Genomic DNA, 15,959 nt, shown 5'->3' on the forward strand with positions numbered 1-15,959 from the left:
ACAGTTAGTTACCAATTAGATCACTATCCGTTACTAAACGGACAGGATTTTCTTTGCCTAAAAACAATTACAACTACCTGATAATCAATAAAATAAATCAATATTTTATTTGCGTAATTAAAAAATAGATTTGATATTTGCACCGTCAAAAAATATAATTGATCGAAAGACATTTTAATGCGATCCTGAAACAAGTTCAGGATGACAACAAATAATAACTATTAATAACCGAAGTACTATGACCTTTACAAACATATACTCAGATACTTTAAGAGAACCAGGTTCTTTTATGGGTATGCTTCGGGACTTCTATAACTCATAAGCTGATTCCATCAGTTTGATATAAAGTCCGAAGCCAGAAAAAGTTTCGGACATTTTATTCCCAACAATTTCTTTTTAGATTTAGTTATATCACTAAGTCATACATAGAACTTTTACACTGTGCTGTCACACTAAGCTTGTCGAAGTGTTGTCAAAGTATTGACACAGTATCCATAGGAACTTTCCGAAACTAAAAATAACCAATAAGATTTAGTGTAAAAGATTTTTATGATTTGTATCTGCTCATGGCTATATACAAATTATACTGATCATCAAACAAGATTATGGGATGAAACCATTACATAAAAGAAGTAGAACAGAAAAAGAAGTTCTTCAAATACACAAACGACTTGATAAAATTTTCAAAGAAGAACAAAAACTTGGATATATCAAATTAGAAAAACCAATTCGTCATGGTTGGTTTAAAGAATTGGTTATCACAGAAAATGTTAGTAGATATAAGAATCAAAAATATATACAAGAAGTATATGATCGTGTAGAGAAAAAAGTTTGGGCAAAAACTAAAGAAGAGGCAGATAGGAAATGGAAACATCAAACTTCCAAATATTATATTAGTAAAGATATCCCTACGATTAGCAAACGACAGTATAATAGGTTAAGTGATCAGGCAAAGAAGTTATGTGTTCCTTTTCAATATTATACCGAGAAAAAAAGGATGCGAACACGCTTTTATATCAAAATTCCAAAAGGTGCTTACAGAATAAAATTTACCCGAGCATATATTACACATAGCAGAAGAATTGATCCGAAGTTGCAAAGTGAAAGAATTTTACTTTTTCAGCAATTGAATAAAAAAGGATATTTCGATGCAGAAAAGAGAGTGTTCCCCTGGAAATCATACTGGGATTGGCCCAATTGGAGAGAGAATACCAAAGAAATTAAGATGAGAGTAAGGTCATTAAAACATGCTCCCATCCAAGAAATTATAAAAGAAGAAATATCATGGGAAAGAAATTAAGCGGAAAAGACTTAATCAAATTAGGCTTTCCAAAAAACAATAGTATTAATGTGACACTGGGTCAGATTAATCGATATCAGAAAAGAGTAAAAAAAGAACAAATATTAATAGAAGCCAAAAAAGTATTATTAAATCCAGAAGCTTATCAAGGTGATGGTATCTGGGGCAAAATTGCTGAAAGTTTGTTGAAGCCCGTCGAGGTAAAAAAACATGCATTAAAAACCACAAGATCACCATTTCAGATCTATGGCGAAAACGAAATCGATGACCGGGCAAAATACCAATTGTATGACGCACTAAAATTACCGGTGGCAGTTGCTGGAGCTTTGATGCCAGATGCACATAGTGGTTACGGCTTACCAATTGGTGGAGTACTTGCTACAAAAAATGCAGTAATTCCGTATGGTGTAGGAGTAGATATCGGATGTAGAATGTGTTTAACTATTTATCCAATTGCGATCTCTTATCTCAAAGGGAAAAAACATCAATTGGAAAACATATTGTCTGAACACACCAAATTCGGAATGTATGAAACCCACAAAATAAAGCATGATCATGAAATCTTTGAACGAGAGGAGTTTAAAAACATTCCATTGGTAAAAAGACTAAAAGATAAAGCTTATAAACAATTGGGAACCTCTGGTGGTGGCAATCATTTTGTAGAATTTGGAACAGTAGATATTACTGATACGAATAATGAATGGGGATTGGATGTAGGAACCTATATAGGTGTATTATCGCATAGCGGATCTCGAGGATTGGGAGCCAATATCGCTAAACACTATACCTATTTGGCAACCAAACAATGTCCGTTACCAAAGCACGTACAACAATTGGCTTGGTTGGATCTAAATACACACGATGGCCAGGAATATTGGTTGGCTATGAATCTTGCCGGAGATTATGCGCAAGCGTGTCACGATGATATTCACGCCAGAATCGGTAAGTTATTAGGATCGAGACCTGTTGCCAAAATTGAAAACCACCACAATTTTGCTTGGAAACAAGAAGTCAATGGTGAGGAATGTATTGTACATAGAAAAGGAGCAACTCCTGCTGCCAAAGGCGAGTTAGGAATTATTCCGGGATCTATGACAGCTCCAGGATTTATAGTGAGAGGATTAGGAAACTCAGAAAGTTTGCAATCCGCATCACACGGAGCTGGAAGATTACATTCCAGAAGAAAGTGTAAAGAGAAATTCACCAAAAGTGATATCAAAAAGCAATTAAAAGCAAATGATGTCACGCTGATTGGTGGAGGAATTGATGAAGCACCTATGGCGTATAAGGATATTAATAAAGTAATGGCAAATCAACAAGAATTAGTTGAGGTAGTTGGGGCATTCACACCTAAAATCGTGAGAATGGATAAGTAATGTAATTTGGGCGTTTCCCCGATACATACTTTTCGGGGTCAGGCTTTCGACTGTACCTTTTCTGTCATACTTCTCGACTCCGCCTGTCTGCCTCAGGCAGGCTCGAATTGACAGAAAAGGATGCCGTCTCAAATACAGAGTATTCACGATTTCTTAAAAGAATAAGAATCAATGAGTAATCCTTAACGCGAAAAGAAAAAAATAAAATTAAAAAATAGTGAATAACGGCCTATCGAAAGTTTAACGTGAAATTTGAAGTGAAAATACCGTGAAATTTTAGACTGTCTGAGCGTAGCGAGTTTCTAAAATTTAGGTATTGAACAATAAATTTAGTCAAACTTTCGTAAGCCTAGATTTTTTTGGTTCGTTTTTTCATCGATGGAAAAAATGAACAGAAACTGATAAGAATATTCAAAATGAAAACTAAAATAATTCAAATAACGGCCGGAAGAGGACCCGCAGAATGCTGTTGGGTAGTAGCGCAAGTACTAAAACTATTTCTAGAAGAAATTAAAAATAGTGGATTTACTTATAGTATACTGCAGAGGGATACAGGTTCTGAAAACGGAACGGTACAATCTGTTACCATACAACTAAAAGGAAAAGAAATAGACTCCTTTTTAACGTCTTGGTTAGGAACCATTCAGTGGATTGGCACTTCTACATTCAGAAAACATCATAAACGAAAAAATTGGTTTATCGGAATGTATGAAGTTAAACAGACTCAACTGATAGCTCTAAAGGAGAAAGACATTTCGTTTCAGGCGATGCGAAGTTCAGGTCCCGGAGGCCAAAACGTAAACAAAGTAAATTCTGCAGTTCGAGCTACATACAATCCAACAGGAGATCAGGTAGTAGTAATGGATAGCAGATCACAACATCAAAATAAAAAAATCGCAATAGAACGATTAAAAGAAAAAGTACATCAAAGTCAGTTAGATAACATTAAAAAATCATTGTCTGACCAATGGGAAAATCACCTAGGTGTTCAACGTGGAAATCCAATTAGAACATTTAAAGGAACTGATTTTAAGAAAATTTACAAAAAACAATCGTATGCCTCTGATCGACAAAAACTTAAAAAAGATCTACGCAACGATTTAAAATACTAGGATCATGGGAAATTTACTAGACAAATATCTATTTCAGGCATTGGATGCATATCCATATAACTTAGAAGAAGCGGTAGAATCTTTGAATTATGCATTGTCATATGACGATAAAAATCCGGTAGCACTTTGTTTGATGGGACAGATTTATGCAGAAAACCTCAGGGATTATGAAACTGCAAAAGAGTACTACCAACAAGCATTAGCGGAAGACATGTATGCATTAGATGTATACCCAAAGTATATTAATGTATTGCTCTGGAATGAAGATTATGACGAAGCAGAAAAGTTAATTGACTTTGCATTGACTCTAAAAGGTACAGACAAAGCCGTTTTATATTTAAAAAAAGGAATTCTTTTTGAACAAAAAAAAGAATATAAGGCTGCGCTGAAAGTCCTAAAAACTGCTAAGGTATATACTTATAACAACTATTTTATAAGTGATATCGAAGGCGATGAAAAAAGAATCCAGGACAAAATGCCAAAAAAGAAGAGCACGAAAAAGGGCAGTAAGACTCAGAGTTCTTCTAAAAAGAAAAAGAAGAAATAATAACAATCTGTCATTCCAGCCCTTCGACTTGGCTCAGGCTAAACTAAAGGCTGGAATCCACAAAACAGCAGTGGACTCCGGTCTATACCAGAATGACAAAATAAAAAAATCATGGGAGCACCACATAACAAAAAAAGATTCGGAGAACTATGGCCTACCTATAGAATTCAGCATTCATTAGCTGCTTTAATGCCTCTTAAAGAATTAGTGATATTATCCGGAGGCTGGGCATGGCACTTTCTGTCACCATTGGGTCATACAGAATATAAACACGCTCACGATCATAAGGATATTGATCTTTTTGTAGATCCAAAAAACGTAGCTAAAGTAATGTGTATATTACAGGAAAATGATTTCCAAAAAGTATGGACACGTTACGATAATTTACCAAGTGAAGAGAATTTTAGACGTTACGAAAAAACAGTGATTACTGAAAATGAAAAATCAGTGCGAATCACCATTGACTTTTTCGTAAAACCCAATATTCCCCATCGTATTGTAAAAGGATGGACAATTGTAGAACCATCTTATCTATTAGGATTGTATTCTAATATCCACTCTAGCGATAAGTGCTGGGCAGTACAATCTGCGATCAAACTATTAGATCAAGATATCGATCCTTTAGATAGAGAGGAGTTAGTTGCTATTCCGAAAACTTAAAAAATAATCCAGACCTGGTGTCGGCTTTGGCAGACTAATAAGTCTAAAAACACATTAAAATGAAAACAACAAATACAATCATAATTATTGACCTGGAAGCTACGTGCTGGAACGGTCCAATACCAAAAGGACAGGTAAACGAAATCATAGAAATCGGTATCTGTTTATTAAATACAGAAACTAGAGAGATCTCTAAAAATCAAGGGATCCTGATCAAACCAGAACGATCTGAAGTAAGTCCTTTCTGTACAGAATTGACGACTATTACGCAAGAATTGCTGGAGCAAGAAGGGATTTCTTTTACAGAAGCTTGCGAAATTTTAAGAACTGAATATCAAGGACATCAATATACCTGGGCAAGTTATGGTCAATACGATCTGAATATGATGAAGAAGCAATGTAGCTTCAGGGGAATAGAATATCCACTGTCACAAAACCATATAAACGTAAAAGAGCTTTTTGCTCAGACTAAAGGTTTACGAAAAAAAGTCGGAATGAAGGGCGCTCTGGGTATTTTGGATATTGCGCTGGAAGGAACGCATCACAGAGGTGTAGATGACGCAAAAAATATTGCTAAGATTCTGGATTGGTGTATCCACTAAAAGAAAATATTCGGACAAATAAACCAATCCAGTACCTCAAAAATTACTGTAAAACCACAAATTTATGTTAATTTTATGTTAATTCCATAAAGACCGCATGAATTCATGGATTTTTACATATTTAACAAAATATTAACTTTTAAAAAATCACTATTTTTTCGCCTAATGTAGCTGTTATTAAACTTGCACAAAAAATAAAGCGACACTAAAAAAAAGCTTATTTTGTAGATTAAAATGAGTTTTTTTTCTAATAAAATCAACCATTCTGGAGTTTATATACCGTAATCCACTAATTCAAATAATGATTTGCTGCATCAAATTTTAACGCTCCGTCCTAGCAATAAAAAGGTGATTTGATAACAAGAAATTAACCATAATTTGCGAAATGGTTTAACAGTAATCAAATTACAAGTTATTCTCAAAAAATAGTAAGAATTATATTTCTTATAAAATCACCTTGTTTTCATAAAAGTGTCTTACAGCCTTTTTTTTTGTAATTTGGCTGTAGTATTTGTACAAAACACCTACTAACCCCTTAATAAGATATAATATGAAAACTTTTAAAACCCCAATGTTTCTTTTAACATTATTTTTATGTACCATCACTTATTCTCAAAATTCTGCAGATCATACGCCTTGGGATCGAATCTTGGTTCTTAATGTAACACAAAACGGTCTTGTTAATTACGAAGGAGTTACTACTGATGTAATTATTTTTTATGAATACTTTAGATATTTACAAAATATTGCTCCACAAGAGCATTGGGACAAGAAAGATAAACTAGCATATTGGATAAATGTCTATAATGCTACAGCAATGAAAATGATTCTAGATGAATATCCCATATCATCAATCAACGAGATAGAAAATCCTTGGAAAAGAAAAGCTTTTAAAACCAATGGAACACGTTATAGCCTAGATGATATTGAGCATAATATCTTACGAAAGTTTGGAGATCCTAGAATTCATTTTTTACTCAACTGCGGATCTATGTCTTCTCCCGGATTATGGAATCGAGCCTATACAGGTGAAAATATTAGTTATGCGCTAGAAGAAAGGACCAGCGAGTTTATCAATGACCCACAAAAAAATCAAATTACCACAAATTCTGCCAGAATTTCAGAACTATTTAAGTGGTATGAAGAAGATTTTACCAGTAACCACATTGAAGTAATTGATTTTATCAATCAATACGCACAGGTAAAGGTTGCTCCGAATACAGAATTAAAGTATGTTACGTATGACTGGAATATTAACAAAAAGAATGAAGTTACTCCTATTACCAGTAATAACTAAAATTGAATATGCGTAATCTGTCATAACACATTGTCCCTAGAGCGCAAGTCGAGAGGTCATTAAACCTAAAGTACTAAAAATAAGATCTTGACTGCGCTCGGTCTGACATTCATGTTATCATTATGAAACATTACGGGCAATCAGTAACTAAATTGACTAATAAAAAAACAACAACCTAGTTGACAAATTGCAAGATTTCTTATCTATCACGTATGCAATTTTAGACTAAAACTGTTTTTTTTCGTAATTGTTATAGCAACATTTCCCAGTATGCACTTAGCTTTAGTAATCATTTGAAAATAAGCAATAAATAAATCCGTACTACCTAAGTATGAATTATGAAAGAAGAACCAACGCTTTCCAATATCATACATACTTTTAAAACTTAAACTTAATTATGAATAGACTAATACGATCAAAGCAAATGCTCAGTATATTATTACTGATCTCTTTTTCCTCAATATCATCACAAACAATCATAAATGGTTTTTTTCCAAAAAAAAACGACTTCACTTTTGCTTCCTCCTACTCCTACAAAAGTTATGACAATTTTTTCAGAGGCACCACTGCCTCGATGGCTAATCCTGCTGGAATGGGTGAAATTTCATCATCTGTGTTTAGTATTTATGGAGAATACGGTATGCTTGATTGGCTCTCAACCACGGTTACATTACCCTATATCTCTATGAAAAATGAAACTGGAGTTTTAGATCCGGTATCACAAACTAATGAGGTAAATGGTGTACAAGATTTAAGTATTTTTCTTAAAGCAAAAGTTTTAGAAAAACACTTAAGAAACTCTGCAAAAATAGCTATTGGCGGTGCAGCTGGAGTTTCGGTACCTGTTGGAGGATATGAAGAAGCAGGAATTCTATCTTTAGGTAGCGGAGCAACCGCTATTGATGGTTGTGGTTTTATACAAATTAATGCTTCTTCAAATCTATTTATTGAATTACAAGCTGCTTATAGTCTAAGAAATAATTCGGATTTTGAAATACCCAATGCTACATTATTTAGCGCAAAACTTGGTTATTATAACAAATGGTTTTATGCGCACGCAAAGGTAGGTAGTCAAAATTCTTTAGATGGATTAGATATAGGCACGCCCGAGTTTGGAGCCGCTGGTGGTGCGGCTGCATTGCCAGAAACAGAAGTAGATTACACCAATTTCTATTTTGACTTATATGTCCCTATATATAAGGAAAGTATTGGTATTTCTTCTGGGTACACTGTTAATATGAGTGGAAGAAACTATGACCGAGCCTCGGGTTTTTCTGTAGGGCTGGTCTATAAAGCTAATTAACCTGTTAAAGTCTTAAAAAATGAGAAAATTATTTTCTTTACTATTAATTATCATCTTTTTTTCCTGTGAACAGGAGAATTATACTGACATACCATTAGAAGAGCAGCAGTACTCACAGAACTTTTTAAAAAGTTTTATCGATAACCCCGATGCAAGCCAACTTGATATTAGTCTTGAAGAAATATTGGATAGTTTATCTGATGGTACAGGACGATCTTTTTTTACCTTACCGGATAGTGACGACTACGCTAGTATCCCTCAAGACCCTCTAAACCCTATTACCGCAGGAAAAGTTACGCTGGGCAAGCTTCTTTTTCACGAAACTGCAACAGGTGGAAACCCTAGAACTGCGACAAATTTATTTACCTATTCTTGTGCTTCGTGCCATCACGCTGCTGCAGGTTTTAGTTCAGGAATAAAGCAAGGAATAGGAGAAGGAGGTATCGGATTTGGTAGTAACGGTGAAAATAGAATTCTGGATCCAAATATTGTTACAGATTCAATAGATATTCAACCTATTCGTTCCCCTACCATACTTAACGGCGCTTATCAAAGAATTATGCTATGGAATGGTCAATTTGGTGCAACTGGACCCAACGCAGAAAATGATGGAAGCTGGGAAAACATTGCCCCTAACTCCTTAGGCTTTGAAGGCCTAGAAGTACAGGCAATTTTAGGACAAAATGTACATCGTTTATTGATCAACGAAAACTTTGTAGACACTTTTGGATATAGAGCCTTATTTGATGCTGCATTCCCAAATGTGCCAGAGGCTGAAAGATATACTAGAGAAAATGCTGCATTGGCATTAGCAGCATATGAACGTACAGTCTTAGCTAATGAGTCTCCTTGGCAGCACTGGTTAAAAGGAAATGTTAATGCACTTACAGAAAATCAGAAAAAGGGAGCATCTGTATTTTTTGGAAAAGCAAAATGTTATGAATGCCATACCGGGCCAGCTCTAAATGATGAGAATTTCTACGCACTAGGAATGGATGATTTTCTTAATTCATCCGGAGTTGTGGTAAATAGTGTTTCAAGTTTTCAGCGCGAAGTCAGATTCGGGAGAGGAGGATTCACCAATAATGTAAGCGACCGTTTTAAGTTTAAAACTCCTACACTTTATAATCTGACAGATAATGGATTTTATGGACACGGTGCTTCTTTCACTTCTATACGGGATGTAGTTGAATATAAACTTAATGGAGATCCCCAAAAGAATATACCGATGCCAATTCTAGCCGAAACCTTTAAAGATGTACAAGTACTTACAGAAGATGAAATTATTAATCTTGTTGCTTTTGTTGAAAATGGCTTAAAAGATCCCGACCTATTCAGATATGTACCTGAAGCTATTAATTCAGGCAACTGTTTCCCCAATGCCGACGCACAATCTTTGATAGACCTAGGATGCGAAACTGATGGAAATGGAAACGGAAATGGAAATGGAAACGGAAACGGAAATGGAAACGGAAATGGAAATGGAAATGGAAATGGAAATGGAAACGGAAATGGAAACGGAAACGGAAACGGAAATTCTGATTAAAAAACAGTAATTCCCTAAAAGAACAGGATACTAAAATACAGTGTCATTTTTTAGTCATGCTAAAGCTCATTGAAAACTATTTCCCAAATAAAATAGTCTAACACAAATTCTTCAATGAGCTCAGCATGATTATTTTTAATACAATAATTAATATCCGAATACTGATCACCAATAATTTTTAGAAAAAACGTCCCTTTTTTATCTAAATTAAACTTTGTTGATTGGTAATCAGCACTCAGATATTATGTTTATATTCACATTGCTTTTATTAATAATAAAACGCACGATTTACGAAACCCCCTACCCCTATATCTAATTTTTTTTCATTATTTTTTTAATCTCTATATTCGAAAGTGTTTACACAGAAGAATTGTTTAATTATTATATTTACTAAAACAATCACATAGGAATGAAAGACAAATTATTTGAGGAGATTATTGACAATTACGATGCGCTAAAATACAGCCTGTTAAAAGCACAAACATTTGATGAATCACATTTTGGTTTCCCTGAGATTTATTATAAAATTATGGAGACTGATAAGCAACGTGTAGATGCTTTTCATAAAGCATTTCAACTCAATAATAATTTTAAGGATGCTACTGTTTGTGAAATTGGTGTAGGCACCCTTCCACTTACCAAATTATACATGCCTTTTGTTAAAAAAGCATATTTAATAGAGAATAATCCTGATCTGATTCCTTTTATTAATAAAGAGATTGCAAAGTATCCTTGGGCGGATAAGGTAGAAGTTATCTATGCCGATGCATTAACCGTTGATTTACCTGAAAAAGTAGACTTTGTGGTTGGTGAATTGATGAGTATTTATTGCGCTAATGAATTTCAGGTGCAGATTTTTCAGCATATGCGAGAATTCTTAAAACCTGGCGGAAAATTATTCCCTAATCGTATTGTAAATTTTGCGAGACTTTGTGAAGCAGAAATTGATGCAGATGTTCATCACTATCCAGTTAATTTTACCCGACACCAACCCATGTTTTTAAGCCAACAATTTTTGGTAAACGAAATTGAATTACTTAAAGAAAAAAAACAAGGTGTAAAACTTAGTTTTTCGGTTCCGGTTCTGTTCTCAGGAACAGTGAATGCTTTATATCTCGAATCGTATGTAGAAGTAACTGAAGGATCTAATTTTACCGGTACCGATAGTTTGATGCCCCCGACGGTACTTAAAACCACCAATACTCAAGAAGTAAAAGCCGGAGATTTAGTACATATTGATTTTAGTTTTAACTACGGTTCTTCTCTGGATGATATTAGTTGTATGTTGTCATAAATGATTCCATGAAGTTCGACAAACTCCTTTCTTTCATATTTGGTGTTAAGAAATCTAATTTTCAGATTACTGAACAAGAATTAGAAAAAATCTCTGATAAGATTGATGACAATGAAGAAGCTATTAATGTAGATACTACTCCACTATTTAATGATAGTTTTGAAGGATTATCAGATACTATTTTTAAAGAAGCAACTCAGAAATTTAAGGTTAACAGATATAATTATTGGGCTCCAAAATATACTAGCCTGGATTCGTATCATTTTTTATCAGAACAAGAAGTTACTTTTAAGAAAGATTTTACATACTGGATTGTTAATCAAATCATTAAGTTTTATACTAAAAAAAACATAAGTCCTGGTAATCAAAGAATTCAATATCTCCACGAAGTTTTAAATCTATTACTAAGATCGAATCTAGATTTTAAAGAAGAGGATTTTATGCATTTTATTGGTTTTTGGGAGAAATCTCCAGGTTATATAACTCTAGGGTCACTAACATCAAGACTCCGACAAAAGGTTACGAATGATGGAATTAGTGATGATTTATATCACTATTTAAAAAAGGTTTTGAAGCATCCGAATTTCCATAACGAATTCTACAATTATTACAAGACTCCAAGAAATACTATACAAAGAATACTTCACCTATATGCTAAGGATAACAGCGAACATCAACCTTCTTTTCTACTTATTTCAGATCCTTTTGCAGACTACATCAATAAATATCTTATAAACCTTAACCAGAAAGAGCAAAATGCCTATTGTGAAATATTAAAGACTTTTGAGACAAATAAGAATTTTGACAATCCTTTTAAACTATCTGTTCTTATTCAAAAACGCATAGAGGATATTGGGGAGAATGCTTATAAAAAGCAAGTATTAGACTTCATTAAAAAAGCCTCATTATTTAAACCTAAGATGAGTAATCTTAGAGTTGAAAAAGTAACCTATAATACAGGATATGAAGTTCGATACAATTGTCAGTATATCAAAAAAGAAAATATTGCAGTGCTAAAAAGTATTATTTTATCTATCGCAAACGTTAAAAATAAAAAAAGTGCGATCCCTTATCTTATAAAAATCACAGAACGTTCTTTTTCCAATGCAAATGCAATAAGATTAGGAGAAACTTCGCAGTCCTTAGGGAAACTTTGCATATTTACATTAGCACATCATTATGAGAAGAAAGGGAAACAGGAATTAAAGAATTTATATCAGGAAACGAAATATAAATCCATTAAAAAGCAAATCGCAATAGAAGCAGAAAAACTGCAGAAATTAAAAGGAATTACTTTACTCTAAAATATCCATATCAAACCCTATAATATCTCTTATTCCTGGATTTTTAATATCTTCTGGTTCAATTGGAGTTACATAATGCCAAAGATCATTTCCGAAAGTAAACTCCTCCCCTGTATCTGCTTGAAAAATAAATTCTCCTGGCTGTAACACTTTTTTGTAGATAAGTTCATTAGTATCCGAAGCTGTTTTTTCATAAATCTGGCTTTCTGCGCCAGTTATATTTTGTCGATTTATCACCAATGCAGACATAATATACTGAGCACCATCTTCGTGCACTCCTTCTGGAGCATTTTCTCCTTTTACTTTTTCTTTGGAAATCGTTCTCATAAAATGACTGGTAATCTGAATCTTACGAACTTCTGGATGTATTTTTTTAACAAGACCCGCCATTTTTTTAAGCAGTTCAAAAAACAACTCATTCTCAACAGCCTCTCTAGTCGCTTGTTTAAAAACGCGTTTCCACACTCTAAAATCATCTACATCCTGTTCAAAACCTTGTTGTACTATTCTTTCTACAAAATATTGATCATCCCAAATTTCAATTAAAAAAGAAGAAATATTTCTTTGCCTGGTGATGGTCGATAATTGATCAAACTCTTGTTTTTGATTTGTATCTAATTGTTGTATCCAATACGCTAAGGCATCTATCGTTCTTGTCCCTTCAAAATAAGGTTTGTGCAGCTTTTCAATAGCTGTTGCATCTTCGGGGAACGCTTCTTTTAAAAAAGCAATTTGTTTTCCTCTTACCAGATATACATCATCCTTTAATTCTTCGAAAAAAGGCTGAAAAAAATGTAAAAAAGATTTCACATCCATTTTTAAATCAGAAACGTTGCCTATGCGAATCGGAGATTTAATAGTTCGCCCTAAGGATTTGGATATGTTCTTTTCTGTGATCACTTTTTGATTCGTACTTTTTTACTAATATGTTCTAAGCAGGCTTTTTTATTAAACAACCAATATGCATAAGGTATGGTAATGATAGGAATCTTTGTCCTAAACAATGTTTTGTACTGATCAATCGAAAATGTCTTTTCTAATGCTCCCGGATACCCTACCAAATCAATACAGATAGTTCTTTGGTTATAAGTTAATAAAATATCCATTACATATCCTGCTAATAGATAATTAACGATAATATCTTCTTCTTCGATCCCCAACTGAATCAATTCTTCGTGTACTTCTGTTGCAAAATTATCAACATGTTCTTCAGTCATACTATGCTGATGATGTATCCTTGTTTCAGACTGATAATCGATCAACAAATGTTTATTCTTAAAGTTTTTCGCATCAAAAGAATAGTATAAAAACTGTTTATGTTTCGCACGTGTGATACTGACATTAAATACATCTTCTCTGTCCAGGTATTGAAACACTGAGGTACTAATATCATTATCTATGGTAAATGTGATATACATCTGATCTCGTTCTTCTCCCTGAAACTCAAAAGGAGTTCCTACAGCAATTCTATGCTTTTTTATGGCAGAAAGATCGTACTCCTCTATCTTATTCTTCAGATAATTTACCTGATCTCGAAATGGAGAAAGAATCCCAATGGTAGTCGCCACACCAGAAGCAACGTGAAGCTCTTCATCAATTACTTTTTGTACGTCTTCTAATATTTTATTGGCTTCTTTTAGATTCGTACCATCTTTTAGTTTTTCTCCTTCACAGAAAACCCAATACACAGCTGATGATTTGTTATGAATCTGTAAGTCTGACATTACTTTTAGCTTATCAAAATAAAATTTCTGATTACTATATCGGATAATGCTCGGTACACTGCGGTAATGCTCATCCAGAAAATGAATATTACTATGAGAAGGTAATCGTTCCATTGCATAATCTAAGAAACTGGTCTCTCTATAATTCATGACATCCTCACCTTTTAGCAAACCATAAGCATTGGCGGTATTCTCCATTACTTTTCTGGATAAAAAGGAAACGTGCCTAAGCTGTTTTGGATCTCCTACCACCACCACTTTTTTAGCTCTTGCCAATACCGGGATCATAGTCGTGATATCACATTGAGAAGCTTCATCAATAATCACCACATCAAAAATATTATTCTCTAAGGGAAACACATCACTTACATCGGTAGACTTGGTAATCCAAATAGGTAAACATTGCAACAGTGACGGAAAATCAATCGATTCAAACAATCGTTCTCTTTCCAAAGGATCTTTGGTCTTTATGAGTTTTAATAATTGAGGGAACGTTCTATCTTTTTGTAGTAAATTAGAAATCTTATCCTGATATTTTAGGGAAATGATCTCTTTAATCAATTTGTTTTTCTGATGAATATAATGATCTAATAATTCAATCAATTGCCAAAAGGGATACTCTTTTAGCACCTGTTTGGAAACATACTTACGCTTTAGCCTTTTAAAAAAAGAAGGTTTATGGTCCAAGAAAAGTTCTGCATTATTAATCTCTCTAAGCTCTCTTTCTTGTATTTCTTCGCTTATTTCCTTGATCTTATCCTTTGCATAGTCAATTTCGCTTTGCTTTTTGGGAATGTAATAATCACCACCTGATTTTCTGAATCTAGTAATTGATTCTATTTTTTTTCTTAAGGTTGCGCGATGACTTCTTCCTGAACCAGCTCTTATGGAAAGTCCTTTTACACCTAAATCATTTACAATCTTATCTTGTAACACATCTACTGCTTGGTCGGACTTAGAACAGATTAACACACTTTTATTATGATACACCTGATCCAGAGCTAGTGAAGCGATGGTATACGATTTACCCGTTCCCGGAGGACCAATCACCACAGTGACATCATTTGATTTTACTGCCTGAATAATAGCTAACTGTGATTCACTAAGGTTAGAAGGAACATATACCGTCTCTTTTGATTTTCTATCTGAATTGATTTCTATTTTTCTCCTCGAAAAAAATCCTTGAAGCGTGTTATTAAATAAATGTCTTTCTTTTATTTCATCGATTTCGTGTAATACATTACGACTCGATTTTGATTTCTCCACGATCCCTAGGGCTATAGCAGGAAGCAATTTTAGTGCCGTAGATTTTAGATGACTTCTTATCTTTTCTCCAGAAATAAGTTTAGGCAACTCCTCTAGAGCAATGGTATCTATTTTTATATTTTCTTTGAGCTTTCTGGCAATTGCTCTTATATCTTGTTTATCAGGTTCCTGATCATTAATCAATGATTTCATCTCCAGAACAAACGAATCATCAAGATTGTAATTAGATTTCAATAGGTTTAATAAAGCATCATTCGCTCTATTCTCATCAAAATTATAATTGATATGATATAGTGCTTCATTATTGATCTCTAGTGTAGCAGGAGTTACTATAAGTGGTGCGCAAATGGTTCTTTTCTTTCCTAGAAAAGTAAGTTTTCCGGTGATAAAAAAACTACAGGCTATAAATGTTTTTTCTTTTCTGTGAATCTCAAGATACTTATACAACTCTTCACCAAAATTGGTTTTCATAAAAGTTGTATCCTCTTCTCTATATAAGCTAGAAACATCATTTAAGAAAAAACGTTTATGAACTTTGGTTCCTAAAAAATTGAGTACATCATTATCTCGGAATTCTTGCTTATAACAATCCTGATAGTACGATAAGACTTTTTCTATGTGCATAGAT

General features: G+C 33.7%; 13 protein-coding genes. 11 read left to right on the forward strand and 2 right to left on the reverse strand.

Annotation, left to right across the window (positions count from 1 at the left end):
• Window positions 1-610: 610 nt before the first annotated feature.
• The 11 genes from ACFSR1_RS08720 to ACFSR1_RS08770 all read left to right on the forward strand — a co-directional run bounded on the left by ACFSR1_RS08720 (window position 611) and on the right by ACFSR1_RS08770 (window position 12,341).
• Window positions 611-1,300 (forward strand): hypothetical protein, encoded by a 690-nt coding sequence (locus ACFSR1_RS08720; protein ID WP_378291621.1) that lies wholly within the window; start codon window positions 611-613, stop codon window positions 1,298-1,300.
• Window positions 1,285-2,676, forward strand: a complete 1,392-nt coding sequence (locus tag ACFSR1_RS08725) for an RtcB family protein (protein WP_378291623.1) — start codon at window positions 1,285-1,287, stop codon at window positions 2,674-2,676. Before ACFSR1_RS08720 ends, ACFSR1_RS08725 begins: the two co-directional genes overlap by 16 nt.
• Window positions 2,677-3,092: 416 nt before the next feature.
• Window positions 3,093-3,788, forward strand: coding sequence for a peptide chain release factor H (gene prfH / locus ACFSR1_RS08730; protein ID WP_378291625.1), 696 nt, complete (start codon window positions 3,093-3,095; stop codon window positions 3,786-3,788).
• Between the two features lie 4 nt (window positions 3,789-3,792).
• Window positions 3,793-4,335 carry a tetratricopeptide repeat protein gene (locus tag ACFSR1_RS08735; RefSeq protein WP_378291626.1) on the forward strand — a complete coding sequence of 181 codons (543 nt, stop codon included), beginning with the start codon at window positions 3,793-3,795 and terminating at the stop codon, window positions 4,333-4,335.
• A 111-nt stretch (window positions 4,336-4,446) separates the two neighbouring features.
• Window positions 4,447-4,995: a hypothetical protein gene (locus tag ACFSR1_RS08740; protein WP_378291628.1), complete on the forward strand. Its 549-nt coding sequence runs from the start codon at window positions 4,447-4,449 to the stop codon at window positions 4,993-4,995.
• Window positions 4,996-5,054: 59 nt separating this feature from the next.
• Window positions 5,055-5,597, forward strand: a complete 543-nt coding sequence (locus ACFSR1_RS08745) for an exonuclease domain-containing protein (protein WP_378291630.1) — start codon at window positions 5,055-5,057, stop codon at window positions 5,595-5,597.
• Between the two features lie 550 nt (window positions 5,598-6,147).
• The gene (locus ACFSR1_RS08750; RefSeq protein ID WP_378291632.1) at window positions 6,148-6,894 is read left to right on the forward strand and encodes a DUF547 domain-containing protein; all 747 of its coding nucleotides are present in this window, start codon (window positions 6,148-6,150) and stop codon (window positions 6,892-6,894) included.
• A gap of 397 nt (window positions 6,895-7,291) precedes the next feature.
• Window positions 7,292-8,197, forward strand: a complete 906-nt coding sequence (locus ACFSR1_RS08755; RefSeq protein ID WP_378291634.1) for a hypothetical protein — start codon at window positions 7,292-7,294, stop codon at window positions 8,195-8,197.
• Window positions 8,198-8,216: 19 nt separating this feature from the next.
• Window positions 8,217-9,743: a cytochrome-c peroxidase gene (locus ACFSR1_RS08760; RefSeq protein ID WP_378291635.1), complete on the forward strand. Its 1,527-nt coding sequence runs from the start codon at window positions 8,217-8,219 to the stop codon at window positions 9,741-9,743.
• Window positions 9,744-10,152: 409 nt separating this feature from the next.
• Window positions 10,153-11,037 carry an rRNA adenine N-6-methyltransferase family protein gene (locus ACFSR1_RS08765; RefSeq protein ID WP_378291637.1) on the forward strand — a complete coding sequence of 295 codons (885 nt, stop codon included), beginning with the start codon at window positions 10,153-10,155 and terminating at the stop codon, window positions 11,035-11,037.
• A gap of 8 nt (window positions 11,038-11,045) precedes the next feature.
• Window positions 11,046-12,341, forward strand: coding sequence for a hypothetical protein (locus tag ACFSR1_RS08770; RefSeq protein WP_378291639.1), 1,296 nt, complete (start codon window positions 11,046-11,048; stop codon window positions 12,339-12,341).
• On the opposite strand, the gene ACFSR1_RS08775 is transcribed toward ACFSR1_RS08770, so the two are convergent.
• Complete coding sequence (locus tag ACFSR1_RS08775) at window positions 12,333-13,241, reverse strand: 2OG-Fe dioxygenase family protein (RefSeq protein ID WP_378291641.1); 909 nt, start codon at window positions 13,239-13,241, stop codon at window positions 12,333-12,335. The two genes, ACFSR1_RS08770 and ACFSR1_RS08775, sit on opposite strands and share 9 nt — an antisense overlap.
• On the reverse strand, window positions 13,238-15,955 hold the full coding sequence (locus tag ACFSR1_RS08780; protein ID WP_378291643.1) for a DEAD/DEAH box helicase: 2,718 nt from the start codon (window positions 15,953-15,955) through the stop codon (window positions 13,238-13,240). Before ACFSR1_RS08780 ends, ACFSR1_RS08775 begins: the two co-directional genes overlap by 4 nt.
• Window positions 15,956-15,959: the final 4 nt, after the last annotated feature.

This window comes from Aquimarina rubra (assembly GCF_042684305.1).
GTDB classification, from domain to species: domain Bacteria; phylum Bacteroidota; class Bacteroidia; order Flavobacteriales; family Flavobacteriaceae; genus Aquimarina; species Aquimarina rubra.